The sequence below is a fragment of the Janthinobacterium sp. Ant5-2-1 genome, assembly GCF_001445815.1.
Taxonomy (GTDB): domain Bacteria; phylum Pseudomonadota; class Gammaproteobacteria; order Burkholderiales; family Burkholderiaceae_D; genus Janthinobacterium; species Janthinobacterium lividum_E.
The window spans coordinates 60,735-81,906 of sequence record NZ_LNCE01000055.1 but is presented as its reverse complement, the minus strand read 5'-3'; the positions used below and the strand labels follow the sequence as shown (position 1 = coordinate 81,906).

Here is a 21,172-nt window from a genome sequence, read left to right as displayed (position 1 = left end):
TAGGTTATCGTCAGGCTTGTTATTCGCAGTAGAGAAAAACCCCGCCAGCCATGGTGGGGTTTTTTTTCGTCTGGTGGTTTTGTTGGGCGCCGGTGGTGGTGTCGGCTTACGCGCTGCGCGCTAAGCCGACCTACGTCCATAGAACGCCGGGTAGGTCGGATTAGCGTAGCGTAATCCGACAACATTGTTGGCATTCGTGGTGATGCCGGCTTGCGCGCTTGTGCGTCAAGCCGACCTGGGGTATAATTCGCCTCCTCAGATCAGATGACTTGCTGCCCCGCTGGGAGCAGGTTGTTGAAAAAGTTATGCCTGATGACCATAGCAAGTTGGTACCACCCCTTCCCATCCCGAACAGGACCGTGAAACAACTTTGCGCCGATGATAGTGCTGCAACCAGTGTGAAAGTAGGTTATCGTCAGGCTTGTTATATAAAAAAACCCCGCTAGGTGCGGGGTTTTTTTTCGTCTGCAGCACTCATCGGATCAGATGCCCCAGGTGATGCTTTCATTTTCCGCCTTGGCCGAGCGCAGCATTTCCATCAAAGGATAGGCGCGCTGCGAGAAATGCACTTTTTGCGCGCGCGCATGGGCACCCGTTTCGCCATCTTCCAGTGTTTCCGGCGTATGCGCATCGTGTTCGATGTCATTTTCCGGATGCAATTTGCTTTCCGCGACTTCTTTTTCCAGCAGGGCCAGGGCATCGCCCGCTTCGGCTGGCGTGATGACGCCGCGCGTGGGGTTCTTGTGCAGGATGTCGAGGATACGCTGGGCATGTTCCTGGTACATCAGCACTTCAGGGGAAGATTTGGATTTGAATGAGATCAACATAAGCGCTTTCTGAAACTTGTTGTTAGTGTCGAAACAATATCACGACTTGAAATGTCGCACAGGCCGTCCGTTTGTCCCGGATTGCATATTTGCAAGCCGGATAGAGCCATCTGTTGGACAACGCACGTATTTACAAGAGCTCGCTTACCGTGAAAATACCCGTTTAAGCGATCGTTAAGTCTTAATCCAGTTTCACCGAGTCCATGAAGGTGTCGATGGTGTCACGCGACAGCTTGCTTTCTTCACCGAGAATGATGATCTGGAAGATGCGTTTGTCCTGCGCCACAAAACGCCCGACCAGCAAGACAGGCTTGCCTTGCTGTGTGCCTTTGGCCTCGATGCTGAGCGAACTGCGCTGGTGCGTTCCCGCAGCCGTGCTGCTGGCCGCCGATGCCGATTTTTCGCTGCGCACGGTGCCGTTGATATTTTTCAACAGGGCAGTCTGCATGGCGGGCAGGGCCGCTTGCGCCTGTTCTGCGCTGTCGAGCACGGCGCTGCCGATGGCGAAGGTATTGCCATCGACTTCGCTGGCCGTCATGGTCAGGCTGACTTTCTTGCCATCGAGATCGATCTCGCGTGTTAGCACGGCCGGCTTGCCTGGAAACAGGGCCGTGAACTGGGCGTCGGGGCTGCGATAGTCGCGCCAGTCGAACTTCGGACTGCAGGCGGACAGGACGCTGGCGGCCGCGAGCGTAGCTAGAAAGAGGGCAAGTGATGGTTTTTTCATCAGCAGATGGTAGCAGCGCCGCCGATCAGGCGCAATCGCGCACGTGTGGGGCCACCGGCCGGCTCATATTTCACGCAGCACGCGCCGGTACTGGATCGCTTCGGCGACATGCGCTTGCGTGATGCCGGGGCTGCCCGCCAGGTCCGCGATGCTGCGCGCTACGCGCAGTACCCGGTGATACGTGCGCGCCGACCAATGCAATCGCGCCATGGCGCCATGCAGCAGCTGTTCTCCATGCGTTTCCAGACGACAATGCTGTTCGATTTCCGTGCTGCTCAGGCGCTGGTTCCCTTTGCCCTGGCGTGCCAGCTGCAGGGCAAAGGCTGCCGCCACCCGCGTGGCGATGGCTTGCGTGCTTTCGTCGGCGCCTGCGTGCCGGCCCAGCGCTGCGGGCGGCATGGCGGCCACTTCAATTTGCAAGTCGATACGGTCGAGTAGCGGGCCGGACAGGCGGCTGTGATAGCGCAGCACGGCGTCCGGCGTACAGCGGCAACGGCCCGAAGCGTGGCCCAGATAGCCGCATGGGCAGGGATTCATGGCGGCGATCAGCTGAAAGCGGGCAGGAAACTCGGCCTGGTGGGCCGCGCGTGAAATGCTGATCACGCCCGATTCCATGGGCTGGCGCAAGACATCGAGTACCCGGCGCTGGAATTCGGCGATTTCATCGAGAAACAGCACACCGCAGTGTGCCAGCGAGATTTCTCCCGGGCGCGGCACGTTGCCGCCGCCCACCAAGGCCACGCCGGACGCCGTTTGGTGCGGGGCGCGATAGGGACGCCGTTTCCAGTGTTCCACCTTGAAGTGCCCGCCCAGCGAATGCACGGCCGCCGATTCCAGCGCTTCTTCATCGCTCATGGGCGGCAGCACGCCGGGGAAGCGGCTGGCCAGCATGGTCTTGCCCGCACCCGGTGGCCCTACCATCAAGACGTTATGGCCGCCCGCGGCTGCCACTTCCAGTGCGCGTCGCGCCTGCTGCTGTCCTTGCACGTCGGCAAAGTCGGGATACGCAAAAGCGGAGACAGCCAACATGGGCTGATGGCGTTGCAGGGCCGTGTGGCTGGCGTGCGCGGCAAAATGCGCGCAGACCTCGAGCAGGCTGTGGGCGGGGTAGATGCAGGCGTCGCGGACGAGCGCCGCCTCGTCCGCGTTCGCCTGCGGCAAGATGAAGGCGCGTGGCGCGCCCGGCTGGCTGCGCTGCATGGCAAAGGTCATGGCCAGGGCGCCGCGGATGGGGCGCAACTGGCCCGACAGCGACAGTTCGCCCGCGAATTCGTAGTGGTGTAATTGGTCGCCCGGCAACTGGCCGGAGGCGGCCAGGATGCCCAGCGCGATGGGCAGGTCGAAGCGCCCCGATTCCTTGGGCAAATCCGCCGGCGCCAGGTTGGCCGTGATGCGCCGCGCCGGCATGTCAAAGCCGCAGTTTTGCAGCGCGGCACGGACGCGGTCGCGCGATTCCTTCACTTCCGTATCCGGCAGGCCGACAATCGTAAACGAAGGCAAACCATTGGCAAGGTGGACTTCGACACTTACCTCGGGCGCTTCCATGCCGGCCAGGGCGCGGCTTTTCAGGACGGCCAGACTCATCAGACTCCCCTGTGGCGCGGGCGCGGGCAGGATCAGTCTAGCGCGTGAAGCGCCGTCAGGCTTGAGCTATGCCAGCAAGGCCGTCAATAACGGGACCTGGCTGGCGTCACCTTACGCCTTGGATTCGTTCAGGCGCGTTTCCAGTTCGATCAGGCGCAATTCCAGTGCGTCCAGTTTGGCGCGGGTCTTGGCCAGCACTTGCGCCTGGATATCGAATTCCTCACGCGTGACGAGATCGAGGCGGGCGAAGCCCTGGGTCATCATCGATTTGACGTTTTTCTCGATATCCTTGGCAGGCGAGTTTTCGATGGCTTGATGGATCTTGCCTTGCAAGTCGTTAAAGAAGGTATTCATGTCCATGGTCAGTCCTTTTATGGTGCGGCCTGTGCATCGCACCATTGCGGTGCACAGCGGCGTTAATCTGGTGCGAAACTGGGCAAATTCACAATGCTTTAGCAGCCCGTACCCGCATGCCCACAGGCTTGCAGGGTATGTATGGCCGGAAACGCACCTGTCAAGGTGGCAATGGAGCTGGCACGTATTCTGCTAAAGAAGGTATGAACGCTTTGTGATCTCCAGCCAAGATTTTAAACCTCAACCGCTTTAAAAGTTCAATAAAAGGGAATCGCCATGAAGAATCTGTCCAAGAACATGACTTTAGCTGCAGCGTTGTCGCTGGCCATGACCGCCTTGTGCGGTAGCGCCATGGCCCAGGATGCAGTGGCGGCGCCTGCTGCAGCCGAAGCCGTACCTGATAACGTGGTGAGCTACAACGTGGCGCTGACCAGCGACTACCGCTACCGTGGCATTTCGCAAAGCCGCTTGAAACCGGCCGTCAGTGGCGGCGCCGACTATACCCATAACCCGACGGGCCTGTACGTGGGAACTTGGTTGTCGAGCATCAAATGGATCAAGGACGGCGGCGGCGATACCAATCTGGAATGGGATGTGTACGGCGGCAAGCGTGGCGAGATCAGCAAGAATGTTACCTATGATGTGGGCGGCCTGTACTACTTCTATCCCTCGAATGGGCTGAGCACCAATGCGAATACCTTTGAACTGTATGGCCAGCTCGGTTATGGCCCGCTGTACATCAAGTACTCGCACTCGACGACCAATCTGTTTGGCGTCGCCGACAGCAAGAACAGTGGCTATCTTGACGTGGGCGGCAACTTCGACATGATCGACGGCTACATCATGAACGTGCATGTGGGCCGCCAGAAAGTCGAGCACAACGATTCCCTCAGCTATAACGATGTCAAGATCGGCGTGACCAAGGACTTCGGCATGGCGACCGTTTCTCTCGCCGCCGTGAAGGCCAACATTTCGTCGCTGGCACCGAATGGCAAGAATCTGGCGAAATCCGGTCTCGTGCTGACCGTATCCAAAACCTTTTAAGCGAGACTGCCATGAAAATGATTACTGCAATCATTAAACCGTTCAAACTGGACGAAGTACGCGAAGCTTTGTCGGCTATCAATGTGCAAGGCATTACCGTCACGGAAGTCAAGGGTTTCGGCCGCCAGAAAGGGCACACGGAACTCTACCGTGGCGCCGAGTATGTCGTCGATTTCTTGCCAAAAACCAAAATCGAAGCGGCTGTCGATGACGCCATTGTCGACCAGGCCATCGAAGCGATCGAAGGCGCCGCGCGTACCGGTAAAATCGGCGATGGCAAGATTTTCGTCTACAACCTGGAACAGGTCATCCGCATCCGTACCGGCGAAACCGGCAACGAAGCGCTCTAAGGGGAATATTGATGCGTAAAAATATAACAAAATTGCTAGCTGGGTTTGCCTGTCTGTGTGCGTTCGGCGTCGCCGCGCCGAGCTTTGCCGATGCCCCCGCCAAGACGGAGGCTGCCACGACGTCGGCCGTCGCCGCTCCTGCCGTCACCCCGGTGCCTGACGCAGCAGCTCCGGCCGCCGCCGCTCCGGCCCCGGCCGCTGCCGCGCCAGCCGCCGCGCCCGTCGCCAACAAGGGCGATACCAGCTTCATGATGATCAGCACCTTGCTGGTGATCTTGATGACCATCCCCGGCCTGGCCCTGTTCTACGGCGGCCTGGTGCGTTCGAAAAACATGCTGTCGGTGCTGATGCAAGTGTTCATGGTGTTCGCGCTGGTCATCGTGTTGTGGTGCATCTATGGCTACTCGATCGCTTTCACGGAAAAAACCGCCTTCTTCGGTGGCTTCGACCGCCTGTTCCTGAACGGTATCTGGGATCCGGCCAAGGGCACGTTTGCCGCCGCCGCGACCTTCAGCAAGGGCGTCGTCATTCCCGAGTTCGTCTTTGTCGCTTTCCAGGGCACGTTTGCCGCCATCACCTGCGCACTGATCGTCGGCGCCTTTGCCGAGCGCGCCAAATTTTCCGCCGTGCTGGCGTTCGTCGTGCTGTGGTTCACGTTCGCCTACCTGCCAGCGGCCCACATGGTATGGTTCTGGACCGGTCCTGACCTGATCACCAACGCCGCCACCTCGGCCAGCGAAGCCCTGAAGGCTGGCTGGATCTGGCAAAAAGGCGCGCTGGACTTCGCCGGAGGCACCGTGGTGCACATCAACGCCGCCGTCGCCGGCCTGGTGGGTGCGATCATGATCGGCAAGCGCGTCGGTTACGGCCGCGAATCGATGGCGCCGCACTCGCTGACGATGACCATGATCGGCGCGTCGTTGCTGTGGGTGGGCTGGTTCGGTTTCAATGCCGGTTCCTCGCTGGAAGCGGGCGACGTGGCTGCCCTGGCTTTCGTCAACACCTTGTTGGCCACTGCCGCCGCCACCCTGTCGTGGGTATTTGGCGAGTGGATCAGCAAAGGCAAGCCATCGATGCTCGGTGGCGCCTCGGGTGCAGTGGCCGGCCTGGTGGCGATCACCCCGGCGGCCGGCTTTGTCGGCCCGATGGGCGGCCTGGTCATCGGCTTGCTGGCCGGTGTCGTCTGCCTGTGGGGCGTGAATGGCCTGAAACGCCTGATCGGCGCCGACGATTCGCTCGACGTGTTCGGCGTGCATGGCGTGGGCGGTATCCTGGGTGCCTTGCTGACGGGCGTGTTTGCTGCACCACAACTGGGCGGGCAGGGCATCTTCGACTATGTCACTAACAAGATGTCGGCGGATCCCTACTCGATCGGCCATCAGGTGTGGGTGCAGGCGCAAGCGGTCGGCACCACCATCCTCTGGTCGGCCATCGTTTCCGTCATCGCTTATAAACTGGTCGACATCGTCATCGGCCTGCGCGTACCGGAAGAAGAAGAGCGCGAAGGCCTCGATATCACGAGCCATGGCGAGCAAGCGTATCATGGTTAAATAATCACTATCTGGCATGCCAGCGCCCCGGCGCGGCATGTCCGGTTGGAAAAGGCGCCTCATTGAGGTGCCTTTTTTTCGTTGTGGGAATGTAAAAGGTCTTTAAAACAAGGCTTTTGCCCCGATTTGGGGTACTTACACGGTAATATAGTCGGCAGTTCTGTGTGCTTTTTTGAATACTGCACATAATTTAAGGATGTAACTATGGTTCCCCATCTCGTCACGGCCCTGACCGGACCGCTGCTCGACCTCGAAAAAAAGATTCTGGCCGCGACGCCGGCCATTGAGCGCTGGTTTCGCATGGAGTGGCAAGAGCACACGCCGCCTTTCTATTGCTCGGTAGACTTGCGTAACGCCGGCTACAAGCTGGCGCCCGTCGATACCAATCTGTTCCCTGGCGGTTTCCATAACCTGGCCACGGAAATGCTGCCCCTGTCCGTGCAAGCGGCCATGGCCGCCATCGACAAGTATTGCCCGGACGCCCGCAACCTGCTGATCGTGCCGGAATTGCACAACACCACGCCGCAGTACTTGCAGAACGTGGCGCGCCTGATGCAAATCTTCCGCCAGACGGGCCTGCACGTGCGCTTCGGTTCCTGGTCGCCCGAGATTACCCAGCCGACACCGCTTGCCCTGCCGGACGGCAATATGCTCGTCATCGAGCCGTTGGTGCGCCTGAACAACGGCCGTCGCCTGGGTTTGAAGGATTTCGACCCGTGCACGATTCTGCTGAATAACGACTTGTCGGACGGTATCCCCGATATCTTGCAAAATATTCATGAGCAAAGCCTGTTGCCACCCTTGCATGCGGGCTGGGCCCTGCGCCGCAAGAGCAACCACTACACGGCCTACGATGAAGTGGTGAAAAAATTCGGCAAGATGATCGATGTCGACCCGTGGATGCTCAACCCCTTCCACGCCAAGTGCAGCGACGTCAATTTCCAGGAAGGCGAGGGCGAAGATGCGCTGGCCGCCAGCGTCGACGTGCTGCTGGCCAAGATCCGCAAGAAATACAAGGAATACGGCATCAAGGAAAAGCCGTTTGTCATCGTCAAGCCCGATGCGGGCACGTATGGCACGGGCATCATGACGGTGCGCGACGCGAGCGAAGTGCGCGACTTGTCGCGCAAGCAGCGCGAAAAAATGTCGATCGTCAAGGATGGCCAGCTGGTGACCGACGTCATCATCCAGGAAGGCGTGCCGACTTTTGAAAGCATCAAGGATGCCGTGGCCGAGCCCGTTGTCTACATGATCGACCGCTACGTGGTGGGCGGCTTCTACCGCGTGCATGCTGAAAAAGGCGTGGACCAGAACCTGAACGCGCCCGGCTCGCAGTACGTGCCGCTGGCGTTTGCCCAGCAGCATGCCGTGCCGGACTTGAAGGCCAAGCCGGGCACGGCCGCGCCGAACCGCTTTTATGTGTACGGCGTGGTGGCACGCCTGGCCTTGCTGGCCGCGTCGCTGGAAATGGAGCGCACGGACCCGAATCCCGAGGTGTATTGATCGATCCAGCAGACTCGCCAGGCGCGGCGACTACCGCGCCTGGCGATCTCGGCTAGAATCAAGCATTCCTTATCCAGGCTCCCCGATTGGACGCACCATGAAAATTGCATTCCTTGCCGACCCGCTGGCAGGCTTCAAGACTTACAAAGATTCCACCTTCGCCATGATGCGCGAGGCGGCCAAACGCGGCCATGCCGTCTACGCCTTCGAACAGAAGGACATGGCGCTGGAAGAAGGCATCGTCACGGCAAGGGTCAAACACATCGAGCTGACCGGCGACGAACACGACTGGTACAAGGTGGTCTCCACCGAAGAAGTGCGCCTGTCGGCCCTGGACGCCATCATCGAGCGCAAGGATCCGCCGTTCGACATGGAATACGTGTACGGCACGTATCTGCTGGAACTGGCGGAAAAGCAGGGCGCTTGCGTCTTCAACAAGCCGTCCGCCATCCGCGACAACAATGAAAAGCTGGCCATCGCGCAGTTTTCCGAATTCACGTCGCCGACCCTGGTGACGTCGGACGAAGCGCGCCTGCGCGCCTTCCACGCCAAGCACCAGGACGTCATCTTCAAGCCGCTCGACGGCATGGGCGGCACGGGCATCTTCCGCGTCAAGGCCGACGGCCTGAACCTGGGTGCCATCATCGAGACGCTGACGGAGAACGGCGCGCAGACCATCATGGCGCAGCGTTTCATCGCCGACATCGTCAAGGGCGACAAGCGCATCCTCGTCATCGGCGGCAAGCCGGTGCCGTTTTCGCTGGCGCGCATCCCGCAGGCGGGCGAAGTGCGGGGCAACCTGGCCGCCGGCGGCACGGGCGTGGCGCAGCCATTGACGGCGCGCGACCTGGAAATCGCTGAAAAGCTGGGCCCTATTCTGGCCGCGCGCGGCTTGATGCTGGTAGGATTGGACGTGATCGGCGACTACCTGACGGAAGTCAATGTCACCAGCCCGACCTGCTTCCAGGAAATCATGCAGCAGACGGGTTTTGACGTGGCGGCCATGTTTGTCGACGCCGTCGAGCATGGCGTTGCGCAAGCGCAGCAGCGCTAGAAGGTGAAATGACTATGGTAGGGATTTTGCTCATGACACATGCACCGCTGGGACAGGCGTTCATCGCCGCCTGCGCGCATGTGTTCCGGGGGCCAACGGAACGGTTTGAAGCCATCGACGTCGTCGCCGACCAGGACCTGGCGGAAGTGCAGAAGCTGGCGTCGGACGCCATCTGCCGCCTCGACGACGGTTCCGGCGTACTGGTGATTACGGACGTGAAGGGCGGTACGCCGTCGAACTGCTGCAACAAGCTGGCCGACGCGGGCAGGGTGGAAGTCATCGCCGGCATCAGCCTGCCGATGCTGCTGCGCGCCATCACGTATCGCCGCGACACGCTCGACGTGGTGGTGGAGATGGCGCTGGCCGGTGCGCAAAGCGGCGCCGTGCGCGTCGATAACCGCATTCGCGTGGGCGAGTAAAGAGTGACATGGCCGCCGCCCTGAAGGCGGCGGGTTTTATAGCCAGGGCTGGCAACAATGCAGTGCATTCAGGGATAGAGACCATACAAAAATGATTCAAAGAGAACTCGAAATCATCAACAAGCTGGGACTGCACGCACGCGCCTCCGCCAAATTTACCCAGCTCGCCGCCAAGTTCAAGAGCGACGTCTGGCTGACCCGCAACGCGCGTCGCATCAACGCCAAGTCCATCATGGGCGTGATGATGCTGGCCGCCGGCAAGGGCGCGAAAGTGACCCTGGAAGCCGAGGGCGATGATGAGCAGGCATGTGTCGATGCGTTGACCGCCCTGATTAATGACAGGTTTGGCGAAGGCGAGTAATGCCCGCCGAACGCAGCCGCAGCCGCATTCCGACAGGTCAACCCATGGCATCTTTCACGCTCCACGGCATCCCGGTTTCCCGCGGCATCGCCATTGGCCGCGCGCATCTGCTGGCGCCGGCCGCCCTTGACGTCAAACATTACCTGGTCGCGCAGGAGCAGATCGAAGCCGAAGTGCAGCGCCTGCAAAGCGCCATCGCCACCGTCCACAAGGAACTGCAAACCTTGTGGAACGAGCTGCCCAAGGATGCGCCCACGGAACTGGGCGCCTTCATCGACGTGCACGCGCTGATCCTGTCCGACCCGATGATTTCCGAAGCGCCGCTCGACATCATCCGCAAGCGCCATTACAACGCCGAGTGGGCGCTGCTGACGCAGATCGATGAATTGTCGGCGCAGTTCGACGAAATCGAAGACCCGTATCTGCGCGAGCGCAAGGCCGACATCCAGCAAGTGGCCGAACGCGTGTTGAAAGTCTTGCTGGGCACGGAACAGCTGCTGCCCAAGGCGGCCGCCGAAGATGAATTGATGGCGCAGATGATCGTTGTCGCGCACGACATCTCGCCGGCCGACATGCTGCAGTTCCGCGACCGCTCCTTCATCGGCTTCATCACCGACGTGGGCGGACAGAACTCGCACACGGCCATCGTCGCGCGCAGCCTGGATATTCCCGCCGCCGTCGGCATGTCGCAGGCCTCGATGCTGATCGGCCAGGACGACTGGCTGATCATCGACGGCGACGCTGGCGTCGTCATCGCCAACCCCAGCGCCCTGGTGCTGGAGCAGTACCGCGAGCGCCAGACGGCCATGCAGCGCGCGCGCAAAAAGCTGGGCAAGCTGAAAAAGACGCCGGCCGTGACCAAATGCGGCACCCCCATCACCCTGCTGGCGAATATCGAATTGCCCGAGGATTGTCCGTTTGCGCTGGAATCGGGCGCCAGCGGCGTGGGCCTGTTCCGCTCCGAATTCCTGTTCATGGGCCGCGCCCACAAGATTCCCACCGAGGACGAGCAGTTCGAGGCTTACCGCAACACGGTGCAGTCGATGAAGGGCCGCGTGGTGACCATCCGCACGCTCGACATCGGCGCCGACAAGCCGCTCGACCAGGCCGACCATACGGCCTTGAATCCCGCGCTGGGCCTGCGCGCCATCCGTTACTGCCTGGCCGAGCCGCAATTGTTCTTGACGCAGCTGCGGGCGATTCTGCGCGCCTCCGCCTTTGGCAAGGTGCGCATCCTGATCCCGATGCTCGCGCATGCGTTCGAGATCGACCAGTCGCTGGCCATGATCGCGCAAGCGAAGGCCAGCCTGCGCGAGGAGGGCGTCAAGTTCGACGACGAGGTCGAAGTGGGCGCCATGATCGAGATTCCCGCCGCCGCGCTGGCCCTGCCCATGTTCGTCAAGCGCATGGATTTCCTGTCGATCGGCACGAATGATCTGATCCAGTACACCCTGGCCATCGACCGGGTCGACTACGAAGTGGCGCATTTGTACAATCCGCTGCACCCGGCCGTGCTGCAACTGATCTCCATGACGATCGCCGCCGGCCACAAGGCTGGCATCGACGTGGCCGTCTGCGGCGAAATGGCGGGCGACGTGAAGCTCACGCGCTTGTTGCTGGGCATGGGGCTGCGCGAGTTTTCCATGCATCCGGCCCAGCTGTTGGCGGTCAAACAAGAGATCCTCAACAGCGACCTGGGCCTGATTGCGCCACAAATGCGCAAAATTATGCGTTCCATGGAGCCAAATGTGATCGCGGAAGCTGTCCAGCAACTGCAGCTCATGTAAACTGTCACCTTATCAGCATCGGGACACGTCGCGCGCGGCAAGAGGTGTCCTGATGCTAAAGTTGCAGCACCTATCATCGCGGTGCTGCATCGACCATGGCCCGTGGGGCCGCCCCCCTTTTATAAACCGACACACATGTCATCCATTGGAATCGTTTCGCCGCAAACCATGTATTTTGCGCAACCCCTGCAGCTGCAAAGCGGAGCATCGCTGCGGGACTATATGTTGATGTATGAAACCTACGGCACCCTGAACGCCGACAAATCGAATGCGGTGCTGGTCTGCCACGCCCTGAACGCCTCGCACCACGTGGCCGGCGTGTATGCGGACCAGCCGAAAAGCACGGGCTGGTGGGACAATATGGTCGGTCCCGGCAAGCCGCTCGACACGGACAAATTCTTCGTCATCGGCGTCAACAACCTCGGCTCCTGCTTCGGCTCGACGGGCCCCATGCACACCAATCCCGCCACCGGCAAACCGTATGGCGCCGCCTTCCCCGTCGTCACGGTGGAAGACTGGGTCAGCGCGCAGGCGCGCCTGGCCGATGAACTGGGTATCACCCAATTCGCCGCCGTGATGGGGGGATCCCTGGGCGGCATGCAGGCGCTGGCGTGGAGCATCATGTTCCCCGAGCGGCTGCGCCACTGCGTAGTGATCGCCTCGACGGCCAAGCTGTCGGCGCAAAACATCGCCTTCAACGACGTGGCGCGCCAGGCCATCCTGTCCGACCCTGAATACCATGGCGGCGACTTCTATGCGCACGGCGTGGTGCCGAAGAACGGCTTGCGCGTGGCGCGCATGGTGGGCCACATCACGTATCTGTCGAATGACGACATGGCGGAAAAATTCGGCCGCAAGCTGCGCGATGCGGCGCAGACGGGCGACTACAAATTCGGCTTCGGCATCGACTTCGAGATCGAATCGTATTTGCGCTACCAGGGCGACAAGTTCTCCGAATACTTCGACGCCAACACGTATTTATTGATCACCAAGGCGCTCGACTATTTCGACCCGGCGCGCGCGCATGGCGGCGACCTGGCCAAGGCCCTGTCGGGCACGAAGGCCAAGTTCTTCCTCGCCTCGTTTTCCACCGACTGGCGTTTTTCGCCCGAGCGCAGCCGCGAGATTGTCGAAGCCCTGGTGTGTAACCGCCGCCAGGTCACGTATGCCGAGATCGACGCGCCGCACGGCCACGACGCCTTTTTGCTGGAAGATGCGCGCTACATGAACATGGTGCGCGCCTATTATGGCCAGGTTTGGAACGACATCGGGGCGGGCTTGCCCGCTCCCGCACAGCATACCGCCGTCCGCCAGGGCGCCAAGGAGACCGCATGACTTTTGACGAATTGAGCGCTCTGCGCCCCGACCTGGCCTTCATCGCCCACTGGGTGCCGAACAACGCGCACGTGCTGGACGTGGGCTGCGGCGAAGGCGTGATGCTGCAGTACCTGCAAAGCGACAAGGAGTGCAGTGGTTACGGCATCGAGATCGCCGACGACAAGGTGCTGGCCAGCACCCGCCGTGGCGTGAACGTGATCCAGCAAGACATGGAAAAGGGCTTGTCGATTTTTGGCGACAACAGCTTCGACACGGTGCTGTGCCTGTCCTCCCTGCAGATGATGAAGCAGGTCGAGCCGCTGCTGCGCGACATCGTGCGCGTGGGCGCCGAGGCCATCGTCTCGTTCCCCAACTTCGCTTACTGGCCGCACCGCGTGGCATTGCTGAAAGGCCGCATGCCCGTGTCGAAATCGCTGCCGTACCAGTGGTACGACACGCCGAACGTGCGCTGCGCCACCATCAACGACTTCCGCGAGCTGGCCGAGGAATGCGGCCTGGAAGTGATCGAATGCGTGGCCCTGGCCGAAGGCAAGATGGTCTCCGTGCTTCCGAACCTGCGTGGCGACCTGGCCGTCTTCCGCCTGCGTAAAAAAGCGGTGCATTGATGAGCAAAAGCCCGGCGCCTGGCTGGCGTTCCCATGCCAATGGCCGCATGCTGGCCGTGCTGGTGCTGGGCTTCAGTTCCGGCCTGCCCCTGTTTATCCTGCTGTACCTGCTGCAGGCATGGTTGGCCAAGTCGGGCTTGAACGTCAAGGCGCTGGGGCTGTTCGCCCTGGTGCAGTTCCCGTACATCTGGAAATTCCTGTGGGCGCCGCTGATGGACCGCTACCGCATCTTGGGCCTGGGACGGCGGCGCGGCTGGATGGCCCTGACGCAAGTGGCGCTGTTCTTTGCCATCGGCGGCATGGGCATGCTGGACCCGCTCACGCAAATCGGCCTGATCGCGGCTGCTGCCGGCGGCGTGGCCTTCCTGTCGGCCAGCCAGGACATCGTCATCGACGCCTACCGGCGCGAAATCCTCAGCGACAACGAGCAGGGCCTGGGCGCCGCCGTCATCGTCAACGCGTATAAAGTGGCGGGCATGGTGCCGGGCGCGCTGTCGCTGATCCTGGCCGACCGCATGCCGTGGCAGCCCGTCTTCTGGATCACGGCCGCCTTCATGCTGCCGGGGTTTGTCTGCACCCTGCTGATCAAGGAGCCGACCGTGTACGGCTCGCCGCCGAAGACCATGCGCGAAGCGATCATTCTGCCGTTCCAGGAATTCATCGCGCGCGATGGTTGGCGTAACGCAATGTGGATACTCGCCTTCGTACTACTCTATAAAATCGGCGACAGCATGGCCACGGCGCTGGCGACGAAGTTCTATCTGGACCTGGGTTTTTCCATGACGCAGATCGGCCTGGCCGCCAACACCACGGGTTTCTGGGCCAGCCTGGCCGGTGGCGTGGTGGGCGGCATATGGATGCTCAAGCTGGGCATCAACCGGGGCCTGTGGGTGTTTGGCGCGCTGCAGGCGGTCGCCATTCTCGGATTCGCCTGGCTGGCGCAGGTCGGGCCGAATACCATGCTGCTCAGCGCCGTGATCGGTTTTGAAGCGTTCGCCAGCCTGGGCCTGGGCGCGGCTGCCTTTGTCGCGTTCCTGTCGCGCAGCACGGACCCGCGCTACACGGCCACGCAATATGCCTTGTTTTCCAGCCTCAGCGCCGTGCCGCGCACCCTGATCAATGCCTCGGTGGGCTTCCTGGTCGCCGAGCTGGGCTGGTTTTCGTTTTTCATCGTGTGCTTCTTCCTGGCCTTCCCGGCCATGATGATGCTGCCTAAAATCGCTCCATGGAGGTCTGCCAATGGCACCAATATCCCTTAAACGTTACGCCGTCCTGGCCAGCCTGTGCGCGGCCACCGCGCTGTCGTCCCTGTCCGCCCACGCCCAGCAGGCGACGGTCCAGGATGGCATCAAGGTGCGCCCCTTGTCGACTTCGCGCATCTTTGCCGGCGGCGCCGACTTCAATGAACAATCGAAGCAGCAATATACGCAGCTGGTCAACGAGGCGAAGGAAAAAAATGCGCTGGTGCCCGACAGCGATCCGCAAGTGAAACGCCTGCGTGCCATCGCCCAGCGCATCATCCCGTTCGCCACGCGCTGGAACGAGGCGTCGGCCAACTGGAACTGGCAGGTCAACCTGCTCAATTCCGACCAGGTCAATGCCTTTTGCATGCCGGGCGGGCAGATCGCTTTTTACAGCGGCATCATCACCAAGCTGAATCTGACCGACGACGAAGTGGCCATCGTCATGGGCCATGAAATTTCGCACGCCTTGCGCGAACACTCGCAGGCGCAGGCCGGCAAGGGCAATCTGGCCGCCGTCGGCGCCAAGCTGGCCGGCGCCGGCCTGTCGGCCTGGCTCGGCGTCGATCCGAGCATCACCAGTACCGCCACGAATATGGCGGCGCAGGGCGTGATGCTGAAATTTTCGCGCGACGATGAACGCGAGGCGGACCTGATCGGCATGGACCTGGCCGCGCGCGCCGGCTTCGACCCGCGCGCCGGCGTCATCCTGTGGCAGAAGATGGCCGCCGTGAGCAAGGGCGCGCCGCCGGAATTCCTCTCGACGCACCCGTCGGGCAAGGACCGCATCTCGCAGATGAACAGCCACATGGCGCAAGTGCTGCCGCTGTACGCGCGCAGCAAGGGCGTCAGCGTCGACGCTTTGCCGCCTTACCGCAGCAACGCCATCGCGCAGCGCTAGGATGCCGGCCCGTCACGCCGCCGCACCCTTGCCCATGCGCGATGGCGTGGCGCCCAGCTATCTTTGGCTGCCCGAAGGGCAGTGGCCGGACATGCTGTCCTTCCTGCTCGAGCGCTATCCGCAGATCAGCGCGGCGCAATGGCAGGACCGCATGGCGCGCGGCGAAGTGGTCGATGGCGACGGCGCCGTGCTGGCGCCCGACAGCGCATACCGGCGCGGCATGCGCATTTTTTACTACCGCGAGCTGGAGCGGGAAACGCCGATTCCCTTCCACGAAGAGATCCTGTTCCAGGACGAACACCTGGTGGTGGTCGACAAGCCGCACTTCCTGCCGATGACGCCGGCCGGGCGTTTCGTGCAGGAGACCTTGCTGACGCGCCTGAAGAAAAAACTGGAGTGCGCCGAGCTGACGCCCATCCACCGCCTCGACCGCGAGACGGCCGGCGTGGTGATTTTTTCGCGCCAGATTGCCAGCCGCGGCGCCTATCAGTCGCTGTTCCAGCGCCGCGAAGTGCGCAAGACGTACGAGGCGCTGGCGCCCGTGCTGGCGGGGCGCGATTTTCCATTCACCTACCGCAGCCGCATGGTCGAGGGCGCGCAGTTTTTTCTCATGCGCGAAGAGGCGGGCGAGGCGAATTCGGAAACCATCATCGAGATCATCGAAGAGCGCGGCGACGTGGCCCTGTACCGGCTGCAGCCGCACACGGGGCGCAAGCACCAGCTGCGCGTGCACCTGGCGTCGCTGGGCATCCCCATCGTCAACGATGCGTTTTACCCGGTGGCCCTGCCGTGCAAGGAAGACGACATGTCGCAGCCCTTGCAGCTGCTGGCGCGGGCCATCGATTTTACGGACCCTTTGAGCGGCGAGCCGCGCCACTTTGAAAGCCGGCGCGTGCTCGGATAAGCCGACCTCACCACTGGCGCGGCCAACAATGTTGTCGGATTACGGTCCTGCGGACCTAATCCGACCTACGGTAGATAAGGTAGGCGTAGGTCGGCTTAGCGCGAAGCGCGTAAGCCGACACCACCCGCGACGTGTCAAAGATCAGCCCTTGATCGTGTAATCGATGATCAACGGCGCATGGTCGGAAAAACGCTCATCCTTGTAGACGCTGACCGTATGCGCCTGGGCTGCGATGCCAGGGGTGGCGACGTGGTAATCGATGCGCCAGCCCACGTTCTTTGCGTAGGCTTGTCCGCGGTTGCTCCACCACGTGTACTGGTCTTCGCGCTTGTCCAGGCCGCGGTGCACGTCGACAAAGCCCACTTCGTCGAAGACGCGCGTCAGCCATGCGCGTTCCTCGGGCAGGAAGCCGGAGTTTTTCTTGTTGCCCTTCCAGTTCTTCAAGTCGATTTCATGGTGGGCGATGTTCCAGTCGCCGCAGATGACCACTTCGCGGCCCAGCGCCTTCAATGCCAGCAAATGCGGCAGGAACAGTTCCATGAAGCGGAACTTGGCTTCCTGGCGCTCGGGGCCGGACGAGCCGGATGGGCAGTACACGGAAATGACGGACAGGTTGCCAAAATCACAGCGCACGTAGCGGCCTTCGGCATCGAATTCAGGGCTGCCGAAACCGATATGCACGGCGTCCGGTTCGGCCTTGCTGTACACGCCCGTGCCGGAATAGCCCTTTTTCTCGGCGTAGTGGAAATGGCCATGGTAGCCGTGCGGATTGAGGAATTCCGGCGTCATGTCGGGCAGCTGCGCCTTCAATTCCTGCACGCAGATGAAATCGGCCGTCTGCGTGCCCATCCAGTTGAAAAAGCCTTTTTTGGCGGCGGAACGGATACCGTTTAGATTGGCGGAAATAATTTTTGGCATAGGTCGAGAGTGAAAAGGGCGTTGTACGGGGCCGGCGGGCGCGGCATGGCGATTGTCTCGCCGGTGCGCGCGGATTAAAATACAGGCACTTTTAAAAAATGAGGCTAATGTGAATAATTTACGCCAGCAGTTTATCGCGTTTTCAGTATCCAAGGGAGTCTTGCGGTTTGGCGAGTTCACGACCAAGGCCGGACGCCAGTCGCCGTACTTCTTCAATGCGGGCCTGTTCCACGACGGCGCCACCCTGGCCGAACTGGCGCAGTTCTACGCGCAGACCCTGCTCGACTCGGGCGTGGAATTCGACATGCTGTTCGGCCCCGCCTACAAGGGCATCACCCTGGCGTCGGCCACCGCCGTGGCGCTGGCCGGCAAGGGCCGCAACACCTCGTTCGCCTTCAACCGCAAGGAAGCCAAGGACCATGGCGAAGGCGGTACCATCGTCGGCGCCAAGCTGCATGGCAAGGTTGTTATCATTGACGATGTGATCTCGGCCGGTACCTCGGTGCGCGAATCGGTGGACATGATACGCGCCGCCGGCGCCGAGCCATGCGCCGTGCTGATCGCCCTGGACCGCATGGAGCGCTCCGGCCCGGACGGCCAGCTGTCGCCAAGTTCGGCCGTGCAGGAAGTGTCGAAACAGTACGGCATCCCCGTCATTTCGATCGGCAACCTGGACGATTTGTTCGGCTACCTGAACGGCGCGGGCGCCGATCCGGAACTGCTGCAGCATAAAGAAGCCGTTTCGGCCTACCGCACTAGGTATGGCATTTAAGTAGTCCTCTCCAGCAGCGCCCGCAGCCGCGGGTCGCCGCAGGCGGTGGCAGCTTGCGGGTGGCATTGCAACAGTCGCCGCAACAGTGCGCCGCCGATGCCGCGCCGGCGGAACGGCGGTTTCACGAACAGCATGTTCACCGTCACTTCATCGGCGTGTCGGCTGATGTCGAGCATGGCCACCTGCTGGCCGTCGACCCACGCGCACAGCGCGCTGTCTCCTTGCCAGTCGATTTGCATCACGCCAGCCATGATTTGACCGCCGCATGCAGGCCCAGGGCGAACAGCCCGACAAAAAAGCACCGCTTGAACACCTGTTGCGCAATGCGCCCGCGCAGCCATTGACCGGCCAGCATGCCGGCCAGCGCCGGCAGCAGCGCATACGCGGAGGTCCAGGCCGCACCGAGACTGAAGTCGCCATGCAGGGCCAGGCTGGCCGCCAGCGCCACGGTCGAAGCCGTAAACGCCAGGCCGAGCGCCTGCACCAGCGCATCGCGCGCCAGCCCCAGTCCCTGCAGATACGGCACGGCGGGAATGACGAAGACGCCCGTGGCGGCCGTTACCAGCCCCGTCGCGGCGCCCGTCACGGGCCCCAGCCACGCTTCGTGCCGCGCCGGCACGCGCAGCTGCAGCGAGAATAGTCCCGCCAGCGCATACAGCATCAGCGCCACGCCCAGCGCGACGACGGCCCAGGCGCCGCTGTCCTTCGGCAGCAGGGCACCGCCCGCCACGGTACCGGCCATGACGGCGGCCAGCATGGGCCACAAACGGCGCAGCAGGGCGCGCAGGCCGGGGCCGGCCGCCAGCTGCCACACGTTCGTTACCATCGATGGCACGATCAGCAGGGCGGCTGCCTGCACGGGCGGCATGACCAGGCTGAGCGTGCCCATGGCCACCGTCGGCAAGCCCAGTCCGACTACGCCCTTGACGAAGCCAGCGACGAGGAAGCTGGCGCCGACGGCCAGCAGGAATGAGGTCTCCATTTTTTCTATTCCACAGTGAACTGCGTGGATTCTGCGCGCGCTTGCGGATTTCGCCAAGGCGGATTATTTTGAGTCAGCCTTAGTTAAATGCGAAGGCTGGTAAGATGGCGAAAAGGAGAGCTGGCATGCGCTTTGATCTGGTCGATTTGCAGCTGTTTGTCAACGTGGTGGAGGCGGGCAGCCTGACGGCGGGCGCCGCGCGCAGCCATCTCGCATTGGCGTCGAGCAGTGCGCGCGTGCGCGGCATGGAAGAGATGCTGGGCATGCCTTTGCTGCTGCGCGGGCGGCGCGGCGTGGAGCCGACGCCAGTGGGCCAGACCTTGCTGCATCACGCGCGCCTGGTGCTGCTGCAAATGGAGAAAATGCGCGGCGAACTTGGCGAATTTGCGCGCGGCTTGAAAGGGCAGCTGCGCCTGCTGTGCAATACGGCCGCGCTCAGCGAATTTTTGCCCGAGGCGCTGGGCGCTTTTCTCGACCGCCATCCGAACCTGACCATCGACCTGGAAGAGCGCCTCAGTTACGATATCGTCAAGGCCGTCTCGGAAGGGCTGGCCGACATGGGCATCGTGTCCGACTCGGTCGACATGCGCGGCTTGCAGACGTTTTTGTTCCGCCCCGACCGGTTGGTGGTCATTGCGGCGGCCGATGGCGTGCACCACCGCGCGCTCGGCCAGGATGGTGTCGTCGACTTTGCCAGCGTGCTGGATCACGATTTCATCGGCCTGGCCGACGACAGCGCGATGCAGCAATACCTGGGCATGCATGCGGCGCGCCTGGGGCGTCCGCTGAAGGTACGCGTGCGCCTGCGCAGCTTCGATGCCGTCTGCCGCATGGTGGCCAGCGGCGTGGGCATCAGCGTGGTGCCGCTGGCGGCGGCCAGTCGCTGCCAGCAGACGATGGCGCTGCGCTGCCTGGAATTATCCGATCCCTGGTCGGTACGCAATCTCACGATCTGCGTGCGCCAGTTCAGTGAATTACCCCTGTATGCGCGCCAGTTGATCGATCATCTGAAGGCGTGACAGGGCATGACAGGAGCAGCGATGCGTTTTTCAGAAGACAAGATGGCCAGCCTGCTGTGCAGCGACCGGGTCGAGCGGCCGATCCACATCTGGCAGCCCGAGCATCCACGTGCCGTGATCCTGGCGATCCACGGCGGCATGGCGCACGCGGGCGACTACGTCACGCCGGCGCTCTACTTCCGCCAGCACGGCATCGCCACCGTCAGCTTCGACATGGTGGGCCACGATAGCCAGCGCAAGGTCGACATTCCCTCGTTCGACGCCTTCCTCGACGACGAGGAGCTGTTCCTCGCCTGGATCAAGAAAACGTATCCGGGCTTGCCCGTGTTCGTCATGGGCCATTCGATGGGCGGCCTGATCGCCACGCACCTGGGGCTGCGGCGCTTTGCGGGCGATCCAGCGATCAAAGGCTTCATCATTTCATCGCCGTATTACGTGAATGCGATTCCCGTGCCGAAGGTGCTGCAGATGCTGTCGGGCTGGCTGGCGCAGCGCTTCCCAACGATGAAGGTGCCGCTGGGGAACCTGACCATGCTGCTGACGCACGATCAAACCATCACCGCGCGCCATTTCCAGGACGAGCGCGACGGCATCCGCGCCAGTGCGGCGTCGGTGCGCTTCGCCCATGCCTTGACGTTGGCGCAAAAGGAACTGGCGGGCGGCTTGTCGGACTGGCGCTTCCCCCTGTTCGCCGTGGTGGCGGGCGACGACAAGCTGGCCGACAGCCGCGCCACGGAAAGCCTGCTGCGCAGCGTGCCCGATGGACTGCTCGACTATCACTACTATCCGGCCAATTATCACGAGAATTTCAATGAGGTGAACCGCGACGCCATCTTTGCCGCCATCCTGGCGTGGATGGAAAAACTGCTGGCACCCGTGCCGGCGTGAGGCGCCAGTATCGTTATAATCGGTTTGACTGAATTTACCGCCGG

23 protein-coding genes and 1 rRNA gene are annotated in these 21,172 nt (G+C 62.0%); 17 read left to right on the top strand and 7 right to left on the bottom strand.

Annotation, left to right across the window (positions count from 1 at the left end):
• The first annotated feature begins 308 nt into the window (after positions 1-308).
• Positions 309-421, top strand: a 5S ribosomal RNA gene (rrf, locus tag ASN89_RS18410).
• Positions 422-482: 61 nt separating this feature from the next.
• Here the strand turns inward: rrf and ASN89_RS18405 are convergent.
• The 4 genes from ASN89_RS18405 to ASN89_RS18390 all read right to left on the bottom strand — a co-directional run bounded on the left by ASN89_RS18405 (position 483) and on the right by ASN89_RS18390 (position 3,498).
• On the bottom strand, positions 483-827 hold the full coding sequence (locus ASN89_RS18405; RefSeq protein WP_034749443.1) for a DUF1840 domain-containing protein: 345 nt from the start codon (positions 825-827) through the stop codon (positions 483-485).
• Positions 828-1,008: 181 nt separating this feature from the next.
• Positions 1,009-1,554, bottom strand: coding sequence for a hypothetical protein (locus tag ASN89_RS18400; protein ID WP_082654635.1), 546 nt, complete (start codon positions 1,552-1,554; stop codon positions 1,009-1,011).
• Positions 1,555-1,617: 63 nt separating this feature from the next.
• Positions 1,618-3,138, bottom strand: a complete 1,521-nt coding sequence (locus ASN89_RS18395) for a YifB family Mg chelatase-like AAA ATPase (RefSeq protein ID WP_058050274.1) — start codon at positions 3,136-3,138, stop codon at positions 1,618-1,620.
• A gap of 111 nt (positions 3,139-3,249) precedes the next feature.
• On the bottom strand, positions 3,250-3,498 hold the full coding sequence (locus tag ASN89_RS18390) for an accessory factor UbiK family protein (RefSeq protein WP_046683506.1): 249 nt from the start codon (positions 3,496-3,498) through the stop codon (positions 3,250-3,252).
• Positions 3,499-3,768: 270 nt separating this feature from the next.
• Between ASN89_RS18390 and ASN89_RS18385 the strand changes: the two genes are divergently transcribed.
• From ASN89_RS18385 to ASN89_RS18325, 13 genes are all read left to right on the top strand, one after another.
• Complete coding sequence (locus ASN89_RS18385) at positions 3,769-4,536, top strand: TorF family putative porin (RefSeq protein ID WP_046683505.1); 768 nt, start codon at positions 3,769-3,771, stop codon at positions 4,534-4,536.
• An 11-nt stretch (positions 4,537-4,547) separates the two neighbouring features.
• The gene (locus ASN89_RS18380) at positions 4,548-4,886 is read left to right on the top strand and encodes a P-II family nitrogen regulator (protein ID WP_010393464.1); all 339 of its coding nucleotides are present in this window, start codon (positions 4,548-4,550) and stop codon (positions 4,884-4,886) included.
• 11 nt (positions 4,887-4,897) lie between these two features.
• A complete protein-coding gene (locus ASN89_RS18375) occupies positions 4,898-6,436 on the top strand; it encodes an ammonium transporter (protein ID WP_058050273.1) in 1,539 nt (512 codons plus the stop codon).
• A 204-nt stretch (positions 6,437-6,640) separates the two neighbouring features.
• Positions 6,641-7,939 carry a glutamate--cysteine ligase gene (gene gshA, locus ASN89_RS18370; RefSeq protein ID WP_034749425.1) on the top strand — a complete coding sequence of 433 codons (1,299 nt, stop codon included), beginning with the start codon at positions 6,641-6,643 and terminating at the stop codon, positions 7,937-7,939.
• A gap of 97 nt (positions 7,940-8,036) precedes the next feature.
• Entirely contained in the window at positions 8,037-8,993 is a 957-nt protein-coding gene (gene gshB, locus ASN89_RS18365; RefSeq protein WP_058050272.1) for a glutathione synthase, read from the top strand.
• Positions 8,994-9,007: 14 nt separating this feature from the next.
• Positions 9,008-9,412, top strand: coding sequence for a PTS sugar transporter subunit IIA (locus tag ASN89_RS18360; protein WP_035824452.1), 405 nt, complete (start codon positions 9,008-9,010; stop codon positions 9,410-9,412).
• A gap of 91 nt (positions 9,413-9,503) precedes the next feature.
• The gene (locus tag ASN89_RS18355) at positions 9,504-9,773 is read left to right on the top strand and encodes an HPr family phosphocarrier protein (protein ID WP_034749416.1); all 270 of its coding nucleotides are present in this window, start codon (positions 9,504-9,506) and stop codon (positions 9,771-9,773) included.
• A gap of 44 nt (positions 9,774-9,817) precedes the next feature.
• Entirely contained in the window at positions 9,818-11,560 is a 1,743-nt protein-coding gene (gene ptsP, locus ASN89_RS18350) for a phosphoenolpyruvate--protein phosphotransferase (protein ID WP_058050281.1), read from the top strand.
• Positions 11,561-11,695: 135 nt separating this feature from the next.
• On the top strand, positions 11,696-12,895 hold the full coding sequence (metX, locus tag ASN89_RS18345; RefSeq protein ID WP_082654634.1) for a homoserine O-succinyltransferase MetX: 1,200 nt from the start codon (positions 11,696-11,698) through the stop codon (positions 12,893-12,895).
• A complete protein-coding gene (gene metW, locus ASN89_RS18340; RefSeq protein ID WP_034749410.1) occupies positions 12,892-13,503 on the top strand; it encodes a methionine biosynthesis protein MetW in 612 nt (203 codons plus the stop codon). The genes metX and metW overlap by 4 nt, the downstream gene beginning before the upstream one ends.
• Positions 13,503-14,762 carry an AmpG family muropeptide MFS transporter gene (locus ASN89_RS18335; RefSeq protein ID WP_058050270.1) on the top strand — a complete coding sequence of 420 codons (1,260 nt, stop codon included), beginning with the start codon at positions 13,503-13,505 and terminating at the stop codon, positions 14,760-14,762. The genes metW and ASN89_RS18335 overlap by 1 nt, the downstream gene beginning before the upstream one ends.
• Positions 14,743-15,645, top strand: coding sequence for a M48 family metallopeptidase (locus tag ASN89_RS18330; protein ID WP_034749404.1), 903 nt, complete (start codon positions 14,743-14,745; stop codon positions 15,643-15,645). The genes ASN89_RS18335 and ASN89_RS18330 overlap by 20 nt, the downstream gene beginning before the upstream one ends.
• Position 15,646: 1 nt before the next feature.
• On the top strand, positions 15,647-16,549 hold the full coding sequence (locus ASN89_RS18325) for a pseudouridine synthase (RefSeq protein WP_058050269.1): 903 nt from the start codon (positions 15,647-15,649) through the stop codon (positions 16,547-16,549).
• Positions 16,550-16,690: 141 nt separating this feature from the next.
• Here the strand turns inward: ASN89_RS18325 and ASN89_RS18320 are convergent, their stop codons facing one another.
• On the bottom strand, positions 16,691-17,467 hold the full coding sequence (locus tag ASN89_RS18320) for an exodeoxyribonuclease III (protein ID WP_046683498.1): 777 nt from the start codon (positions 17,465-17,467) through the stop codon (positions 16,691-16,693).
• Between the two features lie 109 nt (positions 17,468-17,576).
• On the opposite strand from ASN89_RS18320, the gene pyrE reads away from it, so the two are divergent.
• Positions 17,577-18,239, top strand: a complete 663-nt coding sequence (pyrE, locus tag ASN89_RS18315; RefSeq protein WP_058050268.1) for an orotate phosphoribosyltransferase — start codon at positions 17,577-17,579, stop codon at positions 18,237-18,239.
• On the opposite strand, the gene ASN89_RS18310 is transcribed toward pyrE, so the two are convergent.
• Positions 18,236-18,478 carry a GNAT family N-acetyltransferase gene (locus ASN89_RS18310; protein ID WP_161911781.1) on the bottom strand — a complete coding sequence of 81 codons (243 nt, stop codon included), beginning with the start codon at positions 18,476-18,478 and terminating at the stop codon, positions 18,236-18,238. The genes pyrE and ASN89_RS18310 overlap by 4 nt on opposite strands.
• Complete coding sequence (locus ASN89_RS18305; protein ID WP_058050266.1) at positions 18,478-19,221, bottom strand: sulfite exporter TauE/SafE family protein; 744 nt, start codon at positions 19,219-19,221, stop codon at positions 18,478-18,480. The genes ASN89_RS18310 and ASN89_RS18305 overlap by 1 nt, the downstream gene beginning before the upstream one ends.
• A gap of 125 nt (positions 19,222-19,346) precedes the next feature.
• Between ASN89_RS18305 and ASN89_RS18300 the strand changes: the two genes are divergently transcribed.
• Both ASN89_RS18300 and ASN89_RS18295 read left to right on the top strand, forming a co-directional pair.
• Entirely contained in the window at positions 19,347-20,240 is an 894-nt protein-coding gene (locus ASN89_RS18300) for a LysR substrate-binding domain-containing protein (protein ID WP_034749390.1), read from the top strand.
• A 21-nt stretch (positions 20,241-20,261) separates the two neighbouring features.
• A complete protein-coding gene (locus ASN89_RS18295; RefSeq protein WP_058050265.1) occupies positions 20,262-21,128 on the top strand; it encodes an alpha/beta fold hydrolase in 867 nt (288 codons plus the stop codon).
• The last annotated feature ends 44 nt before the right edge of the window (positions 21,129-21,172 follow it).

Excerpts from the sequence above, each read along its gene's own strand:
- ASN89_RS18380 (WP_010393464.1), top strand. The coding sequence starts at position 4,548 with ATGAAAATGATTACTGCAATCATTAAACCGTTCAAACTGGACGAAGTA.
- ptsP (WP_058050281.1), top strand. The coding sequence starts at position 9,818 with ATGGCATCTTTCACGCTCCACGGCATCCCGGTTTCCCGCGGCATCGCC.
- ASN89_RS18305 (WP_058050266.1), bottom strand. The coding sequence starts at position 19,221 with ATGGAGACCTCATTCCTGCTGGCCGTCGGCGCCAGCTTCCTCGTCGCT.
- ASN89_RS18330 (WP_034749404.1), top strand. The coding sequence starts at position 14,743 with ATGGCACCAATATCCCTTAAACGTTACGCCGTCCTGGCCAGCCTGTGC.
- ASN89_RS18405 (WP_034749443.1), bottom strand. The coding sequence starts at position 827 with ATGTTGATCTCATTCAAATCCAAATCTTCCCCTGAAGTGCTGATGTAC.
- ASN89_RS18360 (WP_035824452.1), top strand. The coding sequence starts at position 9,008 with ATGGTAGGGATTTTGCTCATGACACATGCACCGCTGGGACAGGCGTTC.
- ASN89_RS18295 (WP_058050265.1), top strand. The coding sequence starts at position 20,262 with ATGCGTTTTTCAGAAGACAAGATGGCCAGCCTGCTGTGCAGCGACCGG.
- metX (WP_082654634.1), top strand. The coding sequence starts at position 11,696 with ATGTCATCCATTGGAATCGTTTCGCCGCAAACCATGTATTTTGCGCAA.
- gshB (WP_058050272.1), top strand. The coding sequence starts at position 8,037 with ATGAAAATTGCATTCCTTGCCGACCCGCTGGCAGGCTTCAAGACTTAC.
- ASN89_RS18390 (WP_046683506.1), bottom strand. The coding sequence starts at position 3,498 with ATGGACATGAATACCTTCTTTAACGACTTGCAAGGCAAGATCCATCAA.
- ASN89_RS18335 (WP_058050270.1), top strand. The coding sequence starts at position 13,503 with ATGAGCAAAAGCCCGGCGCCTGGCTGGCGTTCCCATGCCAATGGCCGC.
- ASN89_RS18310 (WP_161911781.1), bottom strand. The coding sequence starts at position 18,478 with ATGCAAATCGACTGGCAAGGAGACAGCGCGCTGTGCGCGTGGGTCGAC.
- ASN89_RS18400 (WP_082654635.1), bottom strand. The coding sequence starts at position 1,554 with ATGAAAAAACCATCACTTGCCCTCTTTCTAGCTACGCTCGCGGCCGCC.
- ASN89_RS18355 (WP_034749416.1), top strand. The coding sequence starts at position 9,504 with ATGATTCAAAGAGAACTCGAAATCATCAACAAGCTGGGACTGCACGCA.
- metW (WP_034749410.1), top strand. The coding sequence starts at position 12,892 with ATGACTTTTGACGAATTGAGCGCTCTGCGCCCCGACCTGGCCTTCATC.
- ASN89_RS18300 (WP_034749390.1), top strand. The coding sequence starts at position 19,347 with ATGCGCTTTGATCTGGTCGATTTGCAGCTGTTTGTCAACGTGGTGGAG.
- ASN89_RS18395 (WP_058050274.1), bottom strand. The coding sequence starts at position 3,138 with ATGAGTCTGGCCGTCCTGAAAAGCCGCGCCCTGGCCGGCATGGAAGCG.
- ASN89_RS18375 (WP_058050273.1), top strand. The coding sequence starts at position 4,898 with ATGCGTAAAAATATAACAAAATTGCTAGCTGGGTTTGCCTGTCTGTGT.
- ASN89_RS18325 (WP_058050269.1), top strand. The coding sequence starts at position 15,647 with ATGCCGGCCCGTCACGCCGCCGCACCCTTGCCCATGCGCGATGGCGTG.
- ASN89_RS18385 (WP_046683505.1), top strand. The coding sequence starts at position 3,769 with ATGAAGAATCTGTCCAAGAACATGACTTTAGCTGCAGCGTTGTCGCTG.
- gshA (WP_034749425.1), top strand. The coding sequence starts at position 6,641 with ATGGTTCCCCATCTCGTCACGGCCCTGACCGGACCGCTGCTCGACCTC.
- ASN89_RS18320 (WP_046683498.1), bottom strand. The coding sequence starts at position 17,467 with ATGCCAAAAATTATTTCCGCCAATCTAAACGGTATCCGTTCCGCCGCC.